This is a genomic window from Pseudomonas gingeri (assembly GCF_013386165.1).
Classification (GTDB): domain Bacteria; phylum Pseudomonadota; class Gammaproteobacteria; order Pseudomonadales; family Pseudomonadaceae; genus Aquipseudomonas; species Aquipseudomonas gingeri_C.
In genome coordinates this window covers 244,963-263,928 of sequence record NZ_JACAOS010000017.1, presented here as the reverse complement: position 1 = coordinate 263,928, position 18,966 = coordinate 244,963, and the positions used below count along the sequence as shown (strand labels likewise).

The window sequence follows — 18,966 nt, the reverse complement described above, 5'->3', positions numbered from 1 at the left end:
TGAAGGAGCAAGATTGCTCCATCAGCGCGAACCATCCCGGGTTGCGCTTCTATCCCCGTGGAGTCCCGCCATGTCCCAGACCCCCATCAAGCTCTACAACTTTTCCCGCTCCGGTCACGCCCACCGTGCCGAACTGATGTTGTCCCTGCTCGGCTTGCCGGTGGAGCTGATTCATGTGGATCTGCCCGGTGGTGCCCATAAAACCCCGGAATACCTGTCCCTGAACGCCTTTGGCCAAGTGCCGGTGATCGATGATCAAGGCCTGATCCTGGCCGACTCCACGGCGATTCTGGTGTACCTGGCGCTCAAGTATGGGCAAGGCCGTTGGCTGCCCACCGATCCGGTTGGCGCCGCCCATGTGCAGCGCTGGCTGTCGGTGGCGTCGGGGCCGCTTGCTTTCGGCCCGGCTCGGGCCCGTCTGATCACGGTTTTCGGCGCACCCTTCGACGCGGATGAGGCGATCAGCCGGTCCCATGCCTTGCTCAAGGTCGTCGAGCACGAGTTGAACCAGTCGTCTTATCTGGTGGGGGATACACCGACCATCGCCGATGTCGCCGGTTACAGCTATATCGCCCATGTGCCGGAAGGCAATGTCTCGCTGGCCGACTACCCCAAGGTGCGTGCCTGGTTGGCGCGGATCGAAGCCTTGCCGGGCTTTGTGCCGATGCCGCGCACCGTTGCCGGTTTGCAGACCGCCTGAAGTCAATGAAACCTCCCGGTCACTTCGGCCGGGAACGTTTCCCGTGGAGACGTCGCGATGAACCCACACAGTCCCTCCCGCTCCCCCTGGCATAGCGGCGAACTGCAGATGCAGACCCAGGTCGGTGTCGCCCAACGGATGGCGGAGCTCGGTCCAAAAGCTATTCGTGATTATATGCCGGACCAGCACCGTGATTTTTATCGCCAGCTGCCGTTCATGCTGTTCGGCACTGTGGACGATCAGGGCAACCCTTGGGCGAGCCTGTTTGAAGGTGAGCCCGGCTTTGCCTTTTCTCCTGACCCCAAGCGGCTGCAAGTGGCGAGTTTTCCCCTGGCTGCGGATCCCACCCATTCAGCGCTGCGAACCGGTGCTGCCATCGGCTTGCTGGGGATCGAACTGCACACCCGGCGGCGTAACCGCATCAATGGGCGTGTCGCGGCGCTGACTGAGCAAGGCCTCAGCGTCGCCGTGGAACATGCCTTCGGTAATTGTCCGCAGTACATCCAGCTGCGTCAGTTCCAGCGGGTGCCCGCGCCGGACCCGACAACGCAGGTCGTTTATCGCTCGCAAGGCCTGGACGCCGAGGCGGCGGCAATGATCCATGCCGCCGATACATTCTTTGTCGCCAGTTATGTGGATATCGACGGTGCTCGCTCCGTGGATGTCTCCCATCGTGGTGGGCAAAGCGGCTTTGTGCGGATCGAGGGCGACTGCCTGACCATCCCGGATTTTGCCGGCAATCTGCACTTCAACACCTTGGGCAATCTGCTGATCAATCCTCGCGCCGGCCTGTTGTTTATCGATTTTAATACCGGTGACCTGCTACAGCTCAGCGGACGGACCGAGATCATCCTCGATGGACCGCTGGTGAAATCCTTTCAGGGTGCTGAGCGTTTGTGGACGTTCCACGTGGAACATTGTGTGCGTCGTCCGGCGGCCACGACTTTGCGTTGGAAGTTCGAAGGCTTTTCCCCCAACAGCCTGATGACCGGCAGTTGGGATCAGGCGGCTGCCCGCTTGCAAGCCGAGGCGTTGGGTAATGCCTGGCGGCCTTTGCGGATCAGTCGGATTGTCGAGGAAAGTCGCAACATTCGCTCGCTGTACCTGGAGCCGACGGATGGCGCGGGGCTGCCGGTATTTCAGGCTGGGCAGCATTTGCCGTTGCGTTTCGACCTGGGCGGGCAGACGCAGATTCGCACCTATAGCTTGTCGGGGGCGCCGTCGGATGAGTTCTGCCGGATCAGCGTCAAGCGCGACGGGAGAGTGTCTTCCCATGTGCATGACCAGCTCAAGGTCGGTGATGTGCTTGAGGCGCGTGCACCCCAAGGGCATTTCACCGTGGCGGCCCATGAGCAGCGTCCGTTGGTATTACTGGCGGCGGGGGTAGGGATTACGCCCTTGCTGTCGATGTTGCGCGAAGTGGTGTATCAGGGCAAACGCACCCGGCGGATGCGGCCTACGGTTTTGTTCCACAGCTCAAGGTCGTTGGCGGAGCAGCCGTTTCGGGCCGAGCTGGATGAGTTGATGGAGCGTGCGGGGGATACGGTCCAGGTGGTTCGGCTGTTGAGCCAACCGGAGCCTGATGCGGTTCCGGGTGAGGATTACCATCTGCAGGGTCGACTCGATGTCGAGGTGTTGAAGGCCGTGCTGATGGTCGACGATTATGACTCGGTGGATTTTGTCCTGTGCGGGCCCGGTGGTTTTACCCAGGGTTTGTACGATCAACTGCGGGATATGGATATCCGCGATGAGCGGATTCATGCGGAGACCTTTGGACCCTCGACGTTGCGCCGCCGCCAGGACCCTGGTGCGCCACAGATTGAGCAGCCGCCAGCGGCGACGGAGTCAGTGCCGGTGGTGTTCTACCGTTCGGCCAAGGAAGCTCGCTGGCAGCCGGACGTTGACAGCTTGCTGGTGTTGGCAGAAAGCCGGGGTCTGCAGCCGGAGTTCAGTTGTCGGGGTGGGTCCTGTGGAACTTGCAGTACGCGCTTGATCAGCGGGCAGGTGCATTATCCACAGCCGCCCGCGGAAATGCCGGGGGAAGGGCAGGTGCTGATTTGTTGCGCGATTCCGGCGAAGAGTGAGGAGCCGTTGGTGTTGGATCTGTAGTGACGGATGCGGTGGTATGCCTGTGGTATAGAGGCCATTTTCGCCACCGCTATCGCCAGCAAGCCGGCTCCTACAGTTTTTCGGTGCACACAAAACCTGTGATTGACCCGGACCTTGTGGGAGCCGGCTTGCTGGCGATGGCGGCCTTGCATCCACCGCAGCAAGCCGGCCTGGCTCAGCGCCGCAAGCTGGTGTCGATCTGGCTCATGCGGCTACGCAGGGTAAACACGCCATCTCCGGACAGGATCGCGCCACGGGCAAACAGGCGCCCGTTCTCCCAGTTCGAAAGCCCCAGCTCCGGCTTGTTCAGCGCGTACTGGCCGTCGACCCAACGGGTGAAGCCATCGCCGACAAAGGGCGCATTGATGTTGTTGTAGAAGTAGTCATGGGCGTCACGGTCAGCGCTGATCAGCGACACGGTGAACTGCGGGCTGTAACGATTGAACAGGTCAATCGCCTGATCCAGCTCATCGACGATTTTCAAGCTGACTTCCGGCGTATCTTCCCACTCCCACTCGCGGCCTAGTTGCTCTTCCGGCAATGACTCGGTTTGTGCTTCTTCCTCATAACCTTCGGCACGTTGGACCTGCACCCGGGCTTGCAACCACTCGGCGGGCAGCACGCTTTCATCGCCGCTGACAATATGCAGCTTGCAACGCTGACCCCGCGCCTCGCCGGCCGCTTTCAGCGCCTCAAGGAACAGCGGCACCAGTTCTGCCGCTCGCTGACGGTGGATCACACAAACGTTGAGGGTGTTGCAGACCTTGCGGTCCAGGGAGTTGCGCACCACTTCGGCAAAACGCTCGGCGTCGGCGTCCTGATGGGCGACCAGCCAGGCGCCCCCAGTGCCGTGCAGGCTGACCACGGTGCCCGCTTGCTGGGCGATGCCGCCGAGCTGCTTCACTGCGTGGCCCGATCCCCGCGCCACCGCCAGGGACAGACGGCGGTCGGCGAACATCGCCCAGCCGGCCGCCCGGTCGCTGCTTTCCACCAGCGACACCGCACCCGCCGGCAAACCGGCTTCGTGCAGCGCCGGATTGAGGGCGTGACGAACAATCGCCTGGGCCGTGCCGAGGGCATCGCTGCCGATCCGCAGCACCGCAGTGTTGCCGGTACGCAGGACGCCGGCGGCATCGGCGAACACATTCGGACGGCCTTCAAAGACGAACGCCACCACGCCCAAGGGCGCGACGACCTGCTCGACCTTCCAGCCCTGATGTTCCACGGACTCACGGACCCGACCACGAATCAGCGGTGCGTCGCGCCAGGCCCGCAGCCCGGCGATCATGTCGCGGCGCATGGCCTCGCTCGCCAGCAGGCGGGTGGTGGAGCGGCCGCGAGCCTTGGCTTTGGCGATATCGGCCTGGTTCGCGGCCTCGATCAATGCCCAGGACGCCGGCGTTTCCAGGTGCTGGGCGAACCGATCAAAAAACTGGCTGATGGCTTCATCCGAGACCTGGGCCAGGGCCGTGAACGCGCCCTTTGCTGTGTCGATGGCCTGGGTCGCAATCTGTTGCACGGCGTGTGGGATCAGCAGCAACTCGCCGCTGGCCTGGTCCACCAGCAGATGATCGCCCGGCTGGAAACGCTCGGCCAATTCCGGTGGCACCGGGGAAACCCGGTTACCCGCATAGAGAATTGGAGTGCCGGCGATAAGACGATCGAGCGTGCTGGTCATGATGGGAGAACGTGTCCATGGAAAGTAGAAGGCAAAATGTATAAGAAAAACGCCGTCGGCTCACCTGCTAACGGTGTTTCTTTTACCGGACAGCCCTCAAGCCTGCTGGATAAACGCCAATCTGACGGCAAAGCCGATCAATAGCCCGCCGAACAGCCATTGCTGCAGGCGTTGCGCCCGTGGGCTCTTGTCCAGCCATTGGCCGATCCAGGCGCCGGCCAGGGCGTAGCAACTGTCGAACAGCAGCCCGACCGCCACCAGGGTCACGCCCAGGCCAAGGAACTGCGCAGCCACCGGGCCGCTATGGGCATCGACAAATTGCGGCAGCAGCACGGAGCAGAATAACAGCGCCTTGGGGTTCAGCAGGTTGGTCAGCAAGCCTTGTTGCAGGGCGGCGCGCCAGCTCAAGGCTGCTTGGGCGCCTTCGGGGCCGGCGCTCAACAATGCCAGTGAGCCGGGCCGCAACATGCGCACGCCGATCCACAGCAAATAAGCGGCGCCTGCCAGGCGCACCATATCGAAGGTCCACGGCGCGGCCTTGAACAACGCCGCCAGGCCCAAGGCCGCCAGCGCCACATGGCAGGCGCGGGCGATACCCAGGCCGAGGGCGGTGGTCAGGGCCTGGCTGCGGCCATGGCGGGCACCGGTTTGCAGCAGCAGGATCATGTCGGGGCCGGGAAGCAGATAAACCATCGCCAGTGCGAACAGGTAGAGGAGCATCGTGCTGTTTCTCCAAGGGGGGTCACTGGAGAAAATTCTATGCCGGAAGGCCTGGGCAGGTGCTTGCGTATTCGACCTGTTAAAGGCCTACACTTGGTACTTTCTGCCAATACAGTCGAGACGAATAGTTGGATATGCCAAAAATAAAACTCGATGCCTACGACCGTAAAATTCTCGCGGCGCTGCAACGCGATGGACGCTTGAGTAATGTCGAGCTGGCCGCTGAAATTGGCCTTTCGGCTTCACCGTGCCTGCGTCGGGTACGCATGCTCGAGGAGGCGGGGGTGATTCGCGGTTATCAGGTGAACCTGGATCGCGATGAAGTCGGGTTGGGGCTGACGGTGTTCGTCGGGGTCAAGGTCGAGCGCCACCATGAGGCCGAAGCCGAGGCATTTCGCCTGGCGGTGCTGGCGTTGCCACAGGTGATCTCGGCGTTTCTGGTGTCCGGCGAGTCGGACTTCCTGCTGCAAGTGGTGGTGCCCGATCTGCGGGGGTATGAGCGCTTCCTCAATGGCGAGCTGCTGCGCCTGCCCGGGGTGCGGGATATCCGCAGCAACTTCGCGATCCAGGCGATAAAGGCGCCCGGACCGCTGCCGTTGAATCACCTGCCCGACTGATTCAGATCTGCGTGGCCAGGCCTTCGACGTTCATCGCCGCCTGGCGCAAGGCTTCGGAGCGGGTCGGATGCGGGTGGCAGGTGAGGGCGATGTCTTCGGCCGAGGCGGAAAACTCCATGGCCACGCAGTACTCGCCGATCATCTCGCTGACACTCGGGCCCACCAGATGGACACCGAGGACTTCGTCGGTGTGCTCATCGGCCAGGACCTTGGCGAAACCCTCGGTCTCGTGGTTGATCTTGGCCCGGCTGTTGGCGCTGAAGGGGAATTTTCCGACCTTGTAGGCGCGACCTTCGGCCTTGAGCTGCTCTTCGGTCTTACCGACACTGGCCAGTTCCGGCCGGGTGTAGATCACGCTGGGGATCAGTGCATAGTTGACCTCGCCGGCCTTGCCGACGATCTGCTCGATGCACGCCATGGCTTCGTCTTCGGCCTTGTGGGCGAGCATCGGGCCGCTGGTGACATCGCCAATCACCCAGATCCCCGCCGCCTCGGTACGGTGGCCCTGGTTGGTCAGCATGCCGCGCTTATCGGTGGAAAGTCCTACGCTCTCCAGTCCGAGCCCCTGGGTGAAGGGACGACGACCGATGGCCACCAACACGTAATCGGCGTCGATCAACTCTGCCTCGCCGCCGGCTGCTGGCTCCACGCGCAGCTGTACACCGGTTGCCGAACTGATGGCGCTGGTGACCTTGGAGCCCAGTCGGAAACCGATGCCTTGTTTGCTCAGCGAGCGCTGCAAGGTCTTGCCGGCTTCCAGGTCCACGCCGGGACAGATCCGATCCAGGTATTCCACCACCGTGACCTGGCTACCGAGCCGGCGCCACACCGAGCCCAGTTCCAGGCCGATAACCCCCGCGCCGATCACCACCAGATGCTTGGGCACCTCGGGCAACGACAGCGCCCCCGTGGAGTCGAGAATACGTCGGTTGTCGATGTCGACGCCCGGCAGTGGCGTCGGCTCGGAGCCGGTGGCGATCACGATGTCCTTGGCCTGCAAGGTGCTCTCGCTGCCGTCAGCGGCGCTGACCAGGACCTTGCCGGGGCCGGCGATTCGTCCCCAGCCCTTGATCCACTCGACCTTGTTCTTGCGAAACAGGTATTCGATGCCCTGGGTCAGCCCGGTCACGCTCTGGTCTTTCTGTTTCATCATCTGCGCAAGGTTGAGACTGGGCTTAACCTCGATGCCAAGGTTGGCGAATTCGCTACCCATGGCCGCCTCATAAAGTTCGGACGCGTGGAGCAGGGCCTTGGACGGCATGCAGCCGACGTTCAGGCAGGTCCCGCCGAGGGTCGCGCGACCCTCCACACAGGCGACTTTCAGGCCCAACTGACCTGCGCGAATGGCGGCGTTGTAGCCCCCAGGCCCGCCTCCGATGATGACTACGTCGTAGCTGCTCATGACTGTTCTCCTGGGAGGCACCCGTTGAGGAAGAAGGACAAAGATAGGTGTCATAAAATATTATGATCATAATATTGTCCTGTGCACAACCTTGGTCAAGGCTTCACGCGTCGAAGGGGTTCGACAGCAGGGTGTCACCTGGAGGACTTTTGGCGGCTGCCGCTGCGGGCCGGATCTTCCAGAAAGGTGGTGTAGGGGTACGTCGAGTCGGCGTGGAAATTGATCCTTCGGCCTCGGACGGTGACCAGTTCCGAGTCGGCTTTGATGCAAAGTGTCTGGCCGCTTTTGAAGGTGAGTCGGTGAATCTGCTGATTGTTTTCCCGGCTGATTTCATGACTGATCAAGTCCAGCAGATTGCTCAGGCCCAGGGGTGAACCTGCTTGATTGATGGTCAGACAACTGGAAGTCTCCGTATTAGGGACAGTCCCCAACGGACGTTGAAAATAGTGGTACTCACTCAAGGTGTGGCTCATGGCTGCTCCGTCGCTCAAGTGTGCGCGCCGAGTGTTGGGCATGTTATTAGTCGGCGGCGCGCACAAAGGGGATCACGTGTTTAAGGGGAGGCATATAGTTATAAGTTATTCGGCCTCATGGCATTGGTAAAGGTACGAGGTTGAATAAGGTTTTCGGGGTTTCGAGCCTTCTACTCAAGGGGTTAGGCGCGGTGCGGAACCGTTGGAAGGCGCTTTTCAATACTGAAACTTACGGAAATTTTTAATGAACCAACAAGGGCTATTTGGGGTCAGTGGAATGTTAGTCATTGCCAGGATACCAATCAAGTCGCGCAGATGTTGAATTTTGTTACATGAGTGTCCCATTGGTGAGTGGCAATTTTTCTGGTTGTTTCTAACAGTGGGATATCAGATAAAGTAATGTCAGTGTTTTCCGTAATATTGAGTTGGTTAATAGACGGCTATAGCGCTCGGACAATATTTGCATTATCCCTTATCAGGAAAAACGCTGTTATGGAGTAACGCAATATTTCAACAGGTCTTCCCCGCTGAGGGACAGTCGATCGGTGCGTCTGTCGAGGCGGGGGAGGGGGGCGAAAATTTATTTTCAAAAAATTTTGCAAGGGGCTGTAACGCCCGGTATCGACCTCTCTCTACTGCAATGTCGAGACTGAACATTCCGTTCGGACCGACACCCCCAACGCATTTTCGAGGATAAAAACATGTCGATCAAAACCGCCGCTGCCGGTGCCGCACTCGCTCTCGCCGCCGCTACCCTGTTTGCTGGTGTCGTAACCCAAGCGTCGGCTGCCGATGCCCAGGTTCACTGCTATGGTGTCAACGCCTGCAAAGGCCAGAACGACTGCAAAACCAAGGACCACGCTTGCAAAGGCATGGGCTCCTGCAAAGGTCAGGGCTTCAAGGCCATGACCAAGTCGGCCTGTGACAAAGCTGGTGGTAAAGTCGGCGAATAAGCGACGCCCGAGTGCACCCGCAGCGGTCGGCCACGATGCCGCTGCGGACACTTTCGCAAGGAGTCCAGTATGCCCGTTTCCCGCCCCTGCCTGGGTTATGGCCTGGGTTTACGCAGTCACTATCATCAGGAAATCCTTGAGCAGTCGCCTGCGGTGGACTGGTTCGAGATCGTTTCCGAGAATTACCTGGTCCAGGGCGGCAAGGCGCTGTATTACCTGGATGCCATCGCCGAGCGTTATCCGCTGGTGATGCATGGTGTGTCGCTGTCCATCGGCGGGCCCCATGAACTCGATATGCACTACCTCAAACAACTCAAGCAGTTGGCCGGGCGGGTCAATCCCGCGTGGATTTCCGACCATCTGTGCTGGAGCCGCGGCAACGCCCATCAATTGCATGATCTGCTGCCGCTGCCTTACACCGAAGAAAGCCTGTACTACGTGGCGGGCCGTGTCCGCCAGGTCCAGGACGTGCTGCAACAACCGTTGGTGCTGGAAAATGTCTCCAGTTACGTGCGGGCCGCCGGCGATGAATTTTCCGAGTGGGAGTTTCTCGAAGCCCTCAGCCGCCTGAGCGACTGCGAGCTGTTGCTGGATGTGAACAATGTCTATGTCAGCGGGCGCAATCACGGTTTTGATCCCTGGACCTTCATCCAGGGCCTGCCCCCGGGCAAGGTCCGTCAATTGCACCTGGCCGGGCACGCCGATTATGGCGACTACGTGATCGACACCCATGATCATCCGGTCTGTGATCCGGTCTGGGAACTCTATCAGCGGACCCTCGAACACCTGGGGCCGGTGGCGACCTTGCTTGAGCGTGACGATCACTTTCCGCCGTTGGATGAACTGGTGGACGAACTGGGCAAGGCCCGTGAATTGGGCGCTATTGCCCTGGCCAGGAGGTCGCTATGCGCCTGAACGACTGGCAGCTGGCCTTTGAGCGTTACCTGCTGGGGGAAAGCGCCGTGGCGGCTGCTGCATTGGGCGACAGCCTGATCGGCGGGCCGAGCCTGGATGTCGAGACTGGCCTGGCGATCTACCACAACGCCTACCGCGCCCGTTTGCAGGAAACCCTGCGCAGTGACTTTCCCACGGTCTGGCACTGGATGGGTGACGAGGAGTTCGATGCGCTGACCGCCGCCTACCTGAGTGAATGCCCCTCGTCCCACTACAGCTTGCGCTGGCTGGGCGCCGGGTTCGAGGCGTTTGTCCTGCGGCAGTTGGTGCCGGCCCAGGGCGAGCCGCTGGCGGAACTGATTCGCCTGGAATGGGCCTTTACCCTGGCCTTCGATGCGCCGCCGGGTGAGCCCCTGACCCTGGAAGCCATGGCCACCCTGGCGGCCGAGGCCTGGCCGTCGCTGCAACTTGAGCTGGTGCCCAGCGTGCAGTGGCTCGATGGCCGGTTCAACAGCCTGGCGATGTGGCGGGCGGTGAAGGCCGAAGCGGAGTTTCCCGACAGCCTCGAACTGGAGCAGCCCCAGGTCTGCCTGGTCTGGCGTGCCGGTCTGGTGTGCCAGTACCGCAGCCTTGAGCCAGAGGAAGTCCACGCCTTGGGCGGTATGGTGAATGCTGGTTGGAGTTTCGCCGAACTGTGCGCCGAGCTGGCGGTCAGTCTGGGAGAGGGGGCGCCCTTGCAAGCGGTCAGTTGGCTCAAGCAATGGGTGAACGAAGGGCTGGTCTCCCAGCGTCACGGGCTTTGACGCCGTCACTTCTTCGCCGGGCGGCATCGGGCAAATCCCATAGTTCGAGTCTATTATCTCGATAGGCTGACAGTTCCTGTGAATGCGCTACCCTTAATTCAGACGTCTGAAACAAGGGGGATTACTCATGCTCGCGCAACTTCCACCGGCCTTACAGAATCTTCAGCTACCGCTTCGCCTGAGACTCTGGGATGGCCACGAGATCAATCTTGGGCCGCAGCCCAGTGTCACGATCATTGTGAAGGACCCACAACTGGTCGCTCAATTCACCCATCCCACGCTGGACTTGCTGGGCAGTGCCTTCGTTGAAGGCAAGCTGGAACTCGAAGGATCGATCAGCGAAGTCGTACGGGTCTGCGACGACCTGAGCCAGGCGCTGCTGGAGGATGAAGGGGACAACCCGCCGCCTCGCCTGGTCCACGACAAGGCCACCGACGCCGCGTCCATTTCCTACCATTACGACCTCTCCAACGCTTTCTACCAGCTCTGGCTGGACCGCGAGATGGTCTATTCCTGCGCCTACTTCGAAAGTGCCGACGCTACCCTTGAAGAAGCCCAGCAAGCCAAGTTCCGCCATCTGTGCCGCAAGCTGCGCCTGCAGCCTGGCGAGTACCTGCTGGATGTCGGCTGCGGTTGGGGCGGGCTGGCGCGCTATGCCGCGCGGGAGTTTGGGGTCAAGGTGTTCGGCATCACCCTGAGCAAGGAACAACTGGCGCTGGCGAAGGAGCGGGTGATCGCCGAGGGGCTGCAGGACAAGGTCGACCTGCAACTGCTCGATTACCGCGACCTGCCCCAGGACGGTCGCTTTGACAAGGTGGTCAGCGTCGGCATGTTCGAGCACGTCGGCCACGCCAACCTCAAGCAGTACTGCGAGATCCTGTTCGGCGCCGTGCGCGAAGGCGGCCTGGTGATGAACCATGGCATTACCGCCAAGCACACCGACGGACGTCCGGTGGGACGCGGGGCCGGTGACTTTATCGATCGGTATGTGTTTCCCAATGGTGAACTGCCTCACCTGTCGATGATTTCCGCCGAAATCAGCGAGGCCGGTCTGGAAGTGGTCGACGTGGAGAGCCTGCGGCTGCATTACGCGCGGACCCTGGAGCAGTGGAGCCAGCGCCTGGAAAACAATCTGGAGGCGGCGGGCCGCGAGGTGCCGGAACAGGCCTTGCGGATCTGGCGGCTGTACCTGGCCGGTTGTGCCTACGCCTTCGAGAAAGGCTGGATCAACCTGCACCAGATCCTGGCGGTGAAAGCCTTCGCCGATGGCAGCCACAACCTGCCCTGGACCCGCGACGATCTCTATCGCTAGCCACCGCAGGCGCTGCCGAAGTCGGCGGCGCCTGCGCTGAGGTGCTTCTCTAGAGGATCGGCGAGATCAACCGTGCGACCCGCATGCCGAGTTGTTGCAGGCGGTGGGTCTTGCGGCTTTCGTCCTTGGCCACTTCATGGGCCAGGGCAAAGTCCTGCTCGAGCATCTGCTCCACCTGCCGGGCGAAGGCTTCGTCCACGGTCAGCAACATCAGTTCGAAATTCAGCCGGAACGAGCGGTTGTCCAGGTTCGCACTGCCGATGGCGCTGATTTCATTGTCCACCAACACCACTTTCTGATGCAGGAAGCCGGGGCGGTAGCGGAACACCCGCACGCCGGCGCGAACCGCTTCGAAGGCGTACAGGCTGGAAGCGGCGTAGACGATGCGGTGGTCCGGGCGCGAGGGCAGCAGCAGGCGTACATCCACACCGCGCAGCACCGCCAGGCGCAAGGCGGCGAACACCGCTTCGTCGGGGATGAAGTAGGGGCTGGTGATCCAGACCCGCTCCCGGGCCGCATGAATGGCTTCGACGAAGAACAGCGAACAGGTCTCCACCGGGTCGGCCGGGCCGCTGGCGAGCAGCTGGCAGAGTACGCCGTCGTCCGGGTAGGACTCTGGCAGGATCAGCGGCGGCAGTTTGCGCGAGGCCCAGAACCAGTCTTCGGCAAAAGATTCCTGCAAGCAGGCGACCACCGGGCCTATCACCTGCACATGGGTGTCGCGCCAGGGCGCCAGGGGCGGATTTTTCCCCAGGTACTCGTCGCCGACGTTATGCCCGCCCACGAAGCCCACCAGGCCATCGACCACCACCACCTTGCGATGATTGCGGAAGTTCACCTGGAAGCGGTTCAGCCAACCGCTGCGGGTGGCGAACGCACGGACATGCACGCCGCCCTCGCGCAAGGTCTCGACGTACGTGTGGGGCAGGGCATGGCTGCCGATGCGGTCGTACAACACATAGATCGCCACCCCTTCGGCGGCCTTTTCCAGGAGCTTTTTCTGCAGTCGCCGGCCGAGCTGGTCGTCATGGATAATGAAAAACTGCACCAGCACCGCTTCCCGGGCCTGGTCGATGGCCTGGAAAATCGCCTCGAAAGTCGCGTCGCCGTTGATCAGCAACTGCACCTGGTTATTCGCCAGGCACGGCATGCGCCCCAGTTTCGGCATGGCCCGCAGCGAGGCATAGGCCTGGGAGCTACGGGCGGCGAGGGCCTCCTCGACCCAGGGGCGCCAGTTCAGGTCGGCGATGGCCTTGCGCATTTCCACGTTGGCCTGGCGCCGGGCCTTGATGTAGGCGTCGAAGGTGCTGCGGCCGAAGACCAGATAGGGAATCAGCGTCAGGTACGGGATGAACATCAGCGACAGGGCCCAGGCGATGGCGCCTTGGGCGGTGCGCACGGTCAGCACGGCATGGATCGCAGCGATCAGGCCAAGGGAGTGAATCAGGGCTATCAGGTAGGCGAAAAGGTGTGGGCCAAAAAAATCCATGGGCGATTCTGCTCGGGCGTCTTCAATGTCTAACAGACCATGTTCCGCTGTTATTGTCGCTATTTAATTCTTGACGCAACCCCAGCACGATTCTGACGTCTAAGACGGACCATTTTCTAGGAGCTACTTGATGAACCTTCGTCTGCCGGGCCTGGCCCTTGTCCTTGGCTCAATGATTCCCGTTGCCCAGGCGCAGGTGCTGCAACCGGGTTTGTGGGAGCTGACCTCCAGCAATGTGCAGGTCGAGAACCAAGCGCTGGATGTCGGCATGCTCATGGGTGTGCTGAAGCAGAACACCACCCCGGAGCAGCGCGCGGCGCTGGAGAAGCAGGGGATCAACCTGGGCGGCGAAGGCGTGCGGGTGTGCCTGACGCAGCAGCAGGTGGCCTCCGATTCGATTCCGCTGACCGATCCGCAATCCGGGTGTAACCAGCAGATCACCGAGCGCAACGGCCCGGATTGGAAATTCCGCTTCAGCTGTCCGAAGGCCCAGGGCAGCGGTGTGGCACATTTTGTCAGTGACCGCGAGTTCAGCACCAAGGTCAGCGGCACCTTCAATGCCACCGGTATTCAGCAGAACGGCAGCATGGAAACCCGTGCGGTGTGGATGGGACAGGATTGCGGGCCGGTTAAGCCGCGCACCTGATCACGGGATCGGGGTCATGAGGTCAACCGCTGAAACGCCGCCTCCAGGCTCATGATCCCCAGGTCTTCACCCTGCCGACTGCGCAGGCTGACCTGCCCGGCGGCCTTTTCCTTCTCGCCCACCACCAGCAGGTACGGCACTTTCTGCAGGCTGTGTTCGCGAATTTTGTAGCCGATCTTCTCGTTGCGCAGGTCCGCGCTGGCCCTGAGGCCGCGGATCTTCAGGCCCTCGGCGACATCCCTTGCATACTCGGCCTGGCCTTCGCTGATGTTCAGCACCACCGCCTGCAACGGCGCCAGCCAGACCGGCAAGGCGCCGCTGTAATGCTCGATCAGAATGCCGATAAAACGCTCCAGCGAACCGAATAGCGCCCGGTGCAGCATCACCGGCCGCTGGCGCTCGCCGGTTTCGCTGATATAGCCGATATCGAAGCGCTCCGGCAGGTTGAGATCGACCTGCAAGGTGCCGCATTGCCAGTCGCGGCCAATTGCATCGCGCAGCACGAACTCCAGCTTCGGCCCATAGAACGCCCCTTCGCCCGGATTGATCCGGTACTCGATGCCCATGTGCCCGAGGGCGCCGATCAACGCACCTTCCAATTGGTCCCAGGTCTCGTCGCTGCCGATCCGGTTGGCCGGGCGCGTGGAGAGCTTGACCACGATATCGTCGAAGCCGAACTCGCTGTAGATATCGAACACCAGGGCAATCGCCGTTGCGCATTCGGCCTGCATCTGCGCCGGGGCGCAGAAGATATGGGCATCGTCCTGGGTGAAGTGACGCACCCGCAACAGACCGTGCAAGGCCCCGGAAGGCTCGTAACGATGAACCTTGCCGAACTCGGCGATGCGCAGCGGCAGGTCGCGGTAGCTCTTGATGCCGTGGCCGAAGATTGACACCGCGCCGGGGCAGTTCATCGGCTTGAGGGCGAACACCCGCTCATCCTCGGTGGTGGTGGTGAACATGTGGTCGCGGTAGTTCTGCCAATGCCCGGAGGTTTCCCACAGCCCGCGATCCATCACATCCGGCGTGTTCACCTCGATGTAGCCGGCGTGTTCCTGGCGTTTGCGCATGTAGCCGATCAGTTGCTGGAACAGGGTCCAGCCCTTGGCGTGCCAGAACACTGAGCCGGGCGCGCAGTCGTCGAAATGGAACAGGTCCAGTTGCGCCCCCAGTTTGCGGTGGTCGCGTTTGCCGGCTTCCTCGAGGCGGGTGAGGTAGGCCTTGAGGTCCTTGGCGTTGGCCCAGCAGGTGCCGTAGATCCGTTGCAGCGGCGCGTTGCTGGCATCACCGCGCCAATAGGCGCCCGCCACCTTGGTCAGCTTGAAGGCTTGCAGCAGGCCGGTCGAGGGGACGTGGGGGCCGCGACACAGGTCTTCGAAATCGCCCTGGCGATACAGCGACAGCACCTCACCTTCCGGGATCGCGCGAATCAGCTCGGCCTTGTAGTGCTCGCCGCGTTCTTCGAAGCAGGCGATGGCTTCTTCACGGGGCAACTCACGGCGACGCACCGAATGATTGGTTGCGGCCAGGACCTGCATGCGGGCTTCGATCAGCTCCAGGTCCTTGGGGGTGAAGGCGCGCTCATAGGCGAAATCGTAGAAGAAGCCGTCTTCGATCACCGGGCCAATGGTGACCTGGGCCGAGGGGTACAACTGCTTCACCGCCATCGCCAGCAGATGTGCGCAGGAGTGACGCAGAATCTCCAGGCCTTCAGCGTCCCGTGGGGTGACGATGCTCACCGCCGCGTCCTGTTCGAGCAGGGTTCCGCAGTCCACCAGAACACCGTCAACCCGGCCGGCCACCGCCGCCTTGGCCAGGCCGGTGCCGATGCTGGCAGCCACTTCGAACACCGTCAGCGGCTGGTCGTACTCGCGTTGCGAGCCGTCGGGGAGGGTAATGCGGATCATCGGTGGCGGTCCTTGGTCGATCAGGCGGTGGAGCGGATTAACGGAGAAAACCCAGGGGCTGGCCCTGGCAGGTGTCGTGGATTTTTCCGGCATGCCAGGCCACCTGGCCGGACACCACTGTGGTGCTGACCCAATGACGAAAGCGCCGCTCGACGAAGGGCGTCCAGCCACATTGCGACAGCAGCGGCTCGGCGCTCACCGGTCGCAACAGCGGTTCACGGTTCATCAGCACCAGGTCGGCCCAGTAGCCTTCACGCAGGTAGCCACGGTCGGGAATGGCGAACAGGTCGGCGACCCGGTGGCTGGTCTTTGCCACCAGGGTGGTCAACGGCAGGACCCGCCCGGCCACCAGCTCCATCAACGCCGGCAGGGCATGCTGGACCAGCGGCAAGCCGGACGGCGCCTCGCTGTAGGGCCGTTGTTTTTCTTCCCAGGTGTGCGGCGCGTGATCGCTGCCGATCACATCCAGGCGGTTGCTCAGCAAGGCTTCGCGCAGGGCGTCGCGATCCGACTGGTGCTTGATGGCCGGGTTGCATTTGATCAGGTTGCCCAGGCGCGGATAGTCACGGTCATCAAAGAGCAGGTGATGCAGGCAGACCTCGGCGCTGATGCGTTTTTCACTCAGCGGCTTGTTCTCGAACAGCGCCAGTTCCCGTTCGGTGGTCAGGTGCAAGACATGCAGGTGTGTGCCATGGCGCTTGGCGAGTTCCACCGCCAATGACGAGGAGCGATAGCAGGCCTCGGCATTGCGGATCAACGGGTGTGCGCCGGGAGGCACAAGGCCGCCGAACAGCTCCCGCAGGTTTTCCTCCCGCTCCTTGATGGTCGGTGTGTGCTCGCAGTGCGCGAGGAGGATCGTCGGCACTTCGGCGAACAAACGCTCCAGCACCTTCGGATCGTCCACCAGCATATTGCCGGTGGAGGCGCCCATGAACACCTTGACCCCGGCCACGCTCGTTGGATCGAGGGCGGCGATGGTGTCGAGGTTGTCGTTGCTGACGCCGAAGTGAAAGCCGTAGTTGGCCACCGAATGCTGCGCGGCGCGGCGTTGCTTGTCGGCGAGGGCTTCAAGGGTCAGGGTCGCCGGCTGGGTGTTGGGCATGTCCATGTAGCTGGTGATGCCGCCCACCACTGCCGCCCGCGATTCGGTGTAGAGACTGCCCTTGGCCGGCGCACCGGGATCGCGGAAATGCACCTGGTCGTCGATCATCCCCGGCAGCAGCCATTGGCCAGCGGCGTCGATTTCCAGGTCGGCGCTGGCGTTGTGAATCTGCGTGGCGAGGGTCTCGATACGGCCATTGATGACCCGGATATCGGCGTCGAATTCACGGCCCTCGTTCACCACGCGGGCATTGCGGATCAGCAGGCTGCTCATGGTCAGAACTCGTTTTGCAGGGCCTTGTAGCCACGTACCAGGTCAACGTTGGTCCGTGCCACGTCTTCGGAAAACTCCGAGGCGCTGACACTTACCGGCGGAAACTGCGACAGGTCGGTGCCCGGGCCGATGCGGGTGGTGGAGGGCACGTAGAAGTCCGGCGGCAGGTCACGACCGTCCACTACCGAGTTGTGCCGGACCACGCTGCCGTTACCCACCACGCAGTTGAACAGCACGCTGTTGAAACCGATGAACACCCGGTCACCGACGGTGCAGGGGCCATGGACGATGGAGCGGTGGGCGATGGACGTGAACTCGCCGATGGTCACCGCCGCGCCGGACTTGGAGTGGATCACCACGCCGTCCTGGATATTCGAGTTGGCGCCGATGACGATGGGGTCCATCTCGCCCTGGGCGTTGACTTCGTCGGCGCGGATCACCGCGTAGGGGCCGACGAAGACGTTTTCACCGATGACCACCTTGCCGCAGATGATCGCGGTCTTGTCCACGTAGGCGGACTCGGCAATCACGGGCAGGTGACCGGAAGGATTCTTGCGGATCATTAAGCGTTCTCCAGAGGGGCGCTGATGACGTGGACCTCGCCGTCACGAATCGCGTTGTAGAAACAGTTGGGGCGGCCGGTATGGCAGGCCGGGCCTTGCTGGTCGACCCGCAACAGCACGGCGTCGCCGTCGCAATCCAGGCGTGCCTCGACCAGGTACTGGCGGTGCCCGGAGGTTTCGCCCTTGCGCCACAGGCGCTGGCGTGAGCGTGACCAGTAGCAGACCTGGCGACTCTCGAGGGTTTCGCCGAGGGCCTGGCGGTTCATCCAGGCCAGCATCAGTACTTCGCCGCTGTCGTGTTGCTGGGTGATGGCGGCGATCAATCCGTCCTCGTTCCACGGCAGTGCATCGAGCACCGCCGCGAGAGGCCAGCGGCTACCCAGGGCGGCGCTCTCCAGATCGAGCATCGACAAGGGTGGCCGCGCGGTCATTTGCTCAGTGCCGCGTGCAGGGTGTTCATGTTGTATTCGAACAGACCGGTAAAGGTGCTGGCCGGACCTTCGGCGGCGAGTGCGTCGGAATACAGGGTGCCACCGATTTGCGCGCCGCTTTCGTCGGCAATCTGCTGGAGCAGGCGGGCGTCCTTGATGTTTTCCATGAACACGGCCTTGACCTTGTCCTTGCGGATCTGGGTGATCAGCGCGGCAACTTCGGCGGCGGACGGTTCCCGTTCGGTGGACAGGCCCTGCGGCGCCATGAACTGGATACCGTAAGCCTGGCCCAGGTAACCGAAGGCGTCATGGGAGGTGACAATGCGACGGTTGCCGACTGGCAGGTTGCCGAGCTTGTCCTTGGCTTCAGCCAGCAGGCCGTGGATGACGTTCAGGTAGGCCTGGCTGTTACGGGTGTAGTCGTCCTTGTTCGCCGGGTCGACCTTGATCAGCGCCTTGGTGATGTTGTTCACATAGATTTCGGCGTTGGCCAGGTTGTGCCAGGCGTGCGGGTCGGGAATGGTTTCGCCGTCATCGACCATGGTGTGGGAGATCACGCCTTTGCTGGCGGTGACCACCAGGGCCTTGGTCTCGGTGCTGGTCACCAGGCGGTCGAGCCAGGGCTCGAAGCCCAGGCCGTTCTTGACGATCAGTTTGGCGCCGAGCAGGGCCTTGGCGTCATCCGGTGTCGGCTCGTAGGTGTGGGCATCGGCGTCCGGGCCGACCATGCCGATCACGGCGATATGATCGCCGCCGATCTGCTGGGTGATGTCTCGGAGAATACTGAAGCTGGCAACCACCGGAAGTTTATCGGCCGCCTGGGCGGTGGACAGGTTCAGCGACAAGGCCAGCACGGAGCTGAACAGCACGAATAAAGCGCGCATCGGATGGGAT

At 62.1% G+C, this 18,966-nt stretch carries 18 protein-coding genes; 8 read left to right on the top strand and 10 right to left on the bottom strand.

Annotation, left to right across the window (positions count from 1 at the left end; all coding sequences use genetic code 11):
- Nucleotides 1-70: 70 nt before the first annotated feature.
- Both HX866_RS21400 and HX866_RS21395 read left to right on the top strand, forming a co-directional pair.
- Complete coding sequence (locus HX866_RS21400) at nucleotides 71-700, top strand: glutathione S-transferase family protein (protein WP_177093905.1); 630 nt, start codon at nucleotides 71-73, stop codon at nucleotides 698-700.
- 57 nt (nucleotides 701-757) lie between these two features.
- Nucleotides 758-2,809 carry a pyridoxamine 5'-phosphate oxidase family protein gene (locus HX866_RS21395; protein WP_177093906.1) on the top strand — a complete coding sequence of 684 codons (2,052 nt, stop codon included), beginning with the start codon at nucleotides 758-760 and terminating at the stop codon, nucleotides 2,807-2,809.
- A gap of 175 nt (nucleotides 2,810-2,984) precedes the next feature.
- Here the strand turns inward: HX866_RS21395 and HX866_RS21390 are convergent, their stop codons facing one another.
- Together HX866_RS21390 and HX866_RS21385 are read right to left on the bottom strand one after the other, a co-directional pair.
- On the bottom strand, nucleotides 2,985-4,487 hold the full coding sequence (locus tag HX866_RS21390) for an aldehyde dehydrogenase family protein (protein ID WP_177093907.1): 1,503 nt from the start codon (nucleotides 4,485-4,487) through the stop codon (nucleotides 2,985-2,987).
- Between the two features lie 96 nt (nucleotides 4,488-4,583).
- Nucleotides 4,584-5,207, bottom strand: coding sequence for a LysE family translocator (locus HX866_RS21385; protein WP_177093908.1), 624 nt, complete (start codon nucleotides 5,205-5,207; stop codon nucleotides 4,584-4,586).
- A 143-nt stretch (nucleotides 5,208-5,350) separates the two neighbouring features.
- Here HX866_RS21385 and HX866_RS21380 point away from each other — a divergent pair, with 143 nt between their 5' ends.
- Nucleotides 5,351-5,824, top strand: coding sequence for an Lrp/AsnC family transcriptional regulator (locus HX866_RS21380; RefSeq protein WP_177093954.1), 474 nt, complete (start codon nucleotides 5,351-5,353; stop codon nucleotides 5,822-5,824).
- Nucleotide 5,825: 1 nt separating this feature from the next.
- Here HX866_RS21380 and lpdA read toward each other — a convergent pair whose 3' ends face one another.
- Nucleotides 5,826-7,226: a dihydrolipoyl dehydrogenase gene (gene lpdA, locus HX866_RS21375; RefSeq protein ID WP_177093909.1), complete on the bottom strand. Its 1,401-nt coding sequence runs from the start codon at nucleotides 7,224-7,226 to the stop codon at nucleotides 5,826-5,828.
- A gap of 134 nt (nucleotides 7,227-7,360) precedes the next feature.
- Nucleotides 7,361-7,699: a hypothetical protein gene (locus tag HX866_RS21370; RefSeq protein WP_177093910.1), complete on the bottom strand. Its 339-nt coding sequence runs from the start codon at nucleotides 7,697-7,699 to the stop codon at nucleotides 7,361-7,363.
- A gap of 701 nt (nucleotides 7,700-8,400) precedes the next feature.
- Here HX866_RS21370 and bufA2 point away from each other — a divergent pair.
- The 4 genes from bufA2 (at nucleotide 8,401) to cfaB (ending at nucleotide 11,661) form a co-directional block, all read left to right on the top strand.
- The gene (bufA2, locus tag HX866_RS21365) at nucleotides 8,401-8,652 is read left to right on the top strand and encodes a BufA2 family periplasmic bufferin-type metallophore (RefSeq protein ID WP_177093911.1); all 252 of its coding nucleotides are present in this window, start codon (nucleotides 8,401-8,403) and stop codon (nucleotides 8,650-8,652) included.
- A gap of 69 nt (nucleotides 8,653-8,721) precedes the next feature.
- On the top strand, nucleotides 8,722-9,567 hold the full coding sequence (gene bufB, locus HX866_RS21360) for an MNIO family bufferin maturase (protein WP_177140377.1): 846 nt from the start codon (nucleotides 8,722-8,724) through the stop codon (nucleotides 9,565-9,567).
- Nucleotides 9,558-10,349 carry an HvfC/BufC N-terminal domain-containing protein gene (locus HX866_RS21355; RefSeq protein WP_177093913.1) on the top strand — a complete coding sequence of 264 codons (792 nt, stop codon included), beginning with the start codon at nucleotides 9,558-9,560 and terminating at the stop codon, nucleotides 10,347-10,349. The genes bufB and HX866_RS21355 overlap by 10 nt, the downstream gene beginning before the upstream one ends.
- 127 nt (nucleotides 10,350-10,476) lie before the next feature.
- Nucleotides 10,477-11,661 (top strand): C17 cyclopropane fatty acid synthase CfaB, encoded by a 1,185-nt coding sequence (cfaB, locus tag HX866_RS21350; protein WP_177140376.1) that lies wholly within the window; start codon nucleotides 10,477-10,479, stop codon nucleotides 11,659-11,661.
- Between the two features lie 49 nt (nucleotides 11,662-11,710).
- On the opposite strand, the gene cls is transcribed toward cfaB, so the two are convergent.
- Entirely contained in the window at nucleotides 11,711-13,150 is a 1,440-nt protein-coding gene (cls, locus tag HX866_RS21345) for a cardiolipin synthase (protein ID WP_177125662.1), read from the bottom strand.
- A gap of 130 nt (nucleotides 13,151-13,280) precedes the next feature.
- On the opposite strand from cls, the gene HX866_RS21340 reads away from it, so the two are divergent.
- The gene (locus tag HX866_RS21340; protein WP_177140375.1) at nucleotides 13,281-13,796 is read left to right on the top strand and encodes a DUF3617 domain-containing protein; all 516 of its coding nucleotides are present in this window, start codon (nucleotides 13,281-13,283) and stop codon (nucleotides 13,794-13,796) included.
- A gap of 14 nt (nucleotides 13,797-13,810) precedes the next feature.
- Here HX866_RS21340 and thrS read toward each other — a convergent pair whose 3' ends face one another.
- From thrS to HX866_RS21315, 5 genes are read right to left on the bottom strand one after another with little or no spacing between them, the layout of a single operon-like run.
- On the bottom strand, nucleotides 13,811-15,703 hold the full coding sequence (gene thrS / locus HX866_RS21335; protein WP_177140374.1) for a threonine--tRNA ligase: 1,893 nt from the start codon (nucleotides 15,701-15,703) through the stop codon (nucleotides 13,811-13,813).
- 37 nt (nucleotides 15,704-15,740) lie between these two features.
- Entirely contained in the window at nucleotides 15,741-17,078 is a 1,338-nt protein-coding gene (locus tag HX866_RS21330) for a dihydroorotase (RefSeq protein WP_177140373.1), read from the bottom strand.
- A 2-nt stretch (nucleotides 17,079-17,080) separates the two neighbouring features.
- Entirely contained in the window at nucleotides 17,081-17,641 is a 561-nt protein-coding gene (locus HX866_RS21325) for a gamma carbonic anhydrase family protein (RefSeq protein WP_177093919.1), read from the bottom strand.
- Complete coding sequence (gene hisI, locus HX866_RS21320) at nucleotides 17,641-18,072, bottom strand: phosphoribosyl-AMP cyclohydrolase (RefSeq protein WP_177093920.1); 432 nt, start codon at nucleotides 18,070-18,072, stop codon at nucleotides 17,641-17,643. Before hisI ends, HX866_RS21325 begins: the two co-directional genes overlap by 1 nt.
- Complete coding sequence (locus tag HX866_RS21315; protein WP_177140372.1) at nucleotides 18,069-18,956, bottom strand: metal ABC transporter substrate-binding protein; 888 nt, start codon at nucleotides 18,954-18,956, stop codon at nucleotides 18,069-18,071. Before HX866_RS21315 ends, hisI begins: the two co-directional genes overlap by 4 nt.
- Between the last annotated feature and the right edge of the window lie 10 nt (nucleotides 18,957-18,966).

What these genes read in the sequence shown, in the direction of transcription:
- HX866_RS21315 (WP_177140372.1), bottom strand. Translation starts at nt 18,956, where the DNA reads ATGCGCGCTTTATTCGTGCTGTTCAGCTCCGTGCTGGCCTTGTCGCTG.
- HX866_RS21390 (WP_177093907.1), bottom strand. Translation starts at nt 4,487, where the DNA reads ATGACCAGCACGCTCGATCGTCTTATCGCCGGCACTCCAATTCTCTAT.
- cls (WP_177125662.1), bottom strand. Translation starts at nt 13,150, where the DNA reads ATGGATTTTTTTGGCCCACACCTTTTCGCCTACCTGATAGCCCTGATT.
- HX866_RS21400 (WP_177093905.1), top strand. Translation starts at nt 71, where the DNA reads ATGTCCCAGACCCCCATCAAGCTCTACAACTTTTCCCGCTCCGGTCAC.
- HX866_RS21325 (WP_177093919.1), bottom strand. Translation starts at nt 17,641, where the DNA reads ATGATCCGCAAGAATCCTTCCGGTCACCTGCCCGTGATTGCCGAGTCC.
- HX866_RS21340 (WP_177140375.1), top strand. Translation starts at nt 13,281, where the DNA reads ATGAACCTTCGTCTGCCGGGCCTGGCCCTTGTCCTTGGCTCAATGATT.
- HX866_RS21330 (WP_177140373.1), bottom strand. Translation starts at nt 17,078, where the DNA reads ATGAGCAGCCTGCTGATCCGCAATGCCCGCGTGGTGAACGAGGGCCGT.
- thrS (WP_177140374.1), bottom strand. Translation starts at nt 15,703, where the DNA reads ATGATCCGCATTACCCTCCCCGACGGCTCGCAACGCGAGTACGACCAG.
- bufB (WP_177140377.1), top strand. Translation starts at nt 8,722, where the DNA reads ATGCCCGTTTCCCGCCCCTGCCTGGGTTATGGCCTGGGTTTACGCAGT.
- lpdA (WP_177093909.1), bottom strand. Translation starts at nt 7,226, where the DNA reads ATGAGCAGCTACGACGTAGTCATCATCGGAGGCGGGCCTGGGGGCTAC.
- HX866_RS21355 (WP_177093913.1), top strand. Translation starts at nt 9,558, where the DNA reads ATGCGCCTGAACGACTGGCAGCTGGCCTTTGAGCGTTACCTGCTGGGG.
- HX866_RS21395 (WP_177093906.1), top strand. Translation starts at nt 758, where the DNA reads ATGAACCCACACAGTCCCTCCCGCTCCCCCTGGCATAGCGGCGAACTG.
- cfaB (WP_177140376.1), top strand. Translation starts at nt 10,477, where the DNA reads ATGCTCGCGCAACTTCCACCGGCCTTACAGAATCTTCAGCTACCGCTT.
- hisI (WP_177093920.1), bottom strand. Translation starts at nt 18,072, where the DNA reads ATGACCGCGCGGCCACCCTTGTCGATGCTCGATCTGGAGAGCGCCGCC.
- HX866_RS21370 (WP_177093910.1), bottom strand. Translation starts at nt 7,699, where the DNA reads ATGAGCCACACCTTGAGTGAGTACCACTATTTTCAACGTCCGTTGGGG.
- HX866_RS21385 (WP_177093908.1), bottom strand. Translation starts at nt 5,207, where the DNA reads ATGCTCCTCTACCTGTTCGCACTGGCGATGGTTTATCTGCTTCCCGGC.
- bufA2 (WP_177093911.1), top strand. Translation starts at nt 8,401, where the DNA reads ATGTCGATCAAAACCGCCGCTGCCGGTGCCGCACTCGCTCTCGCCGCC.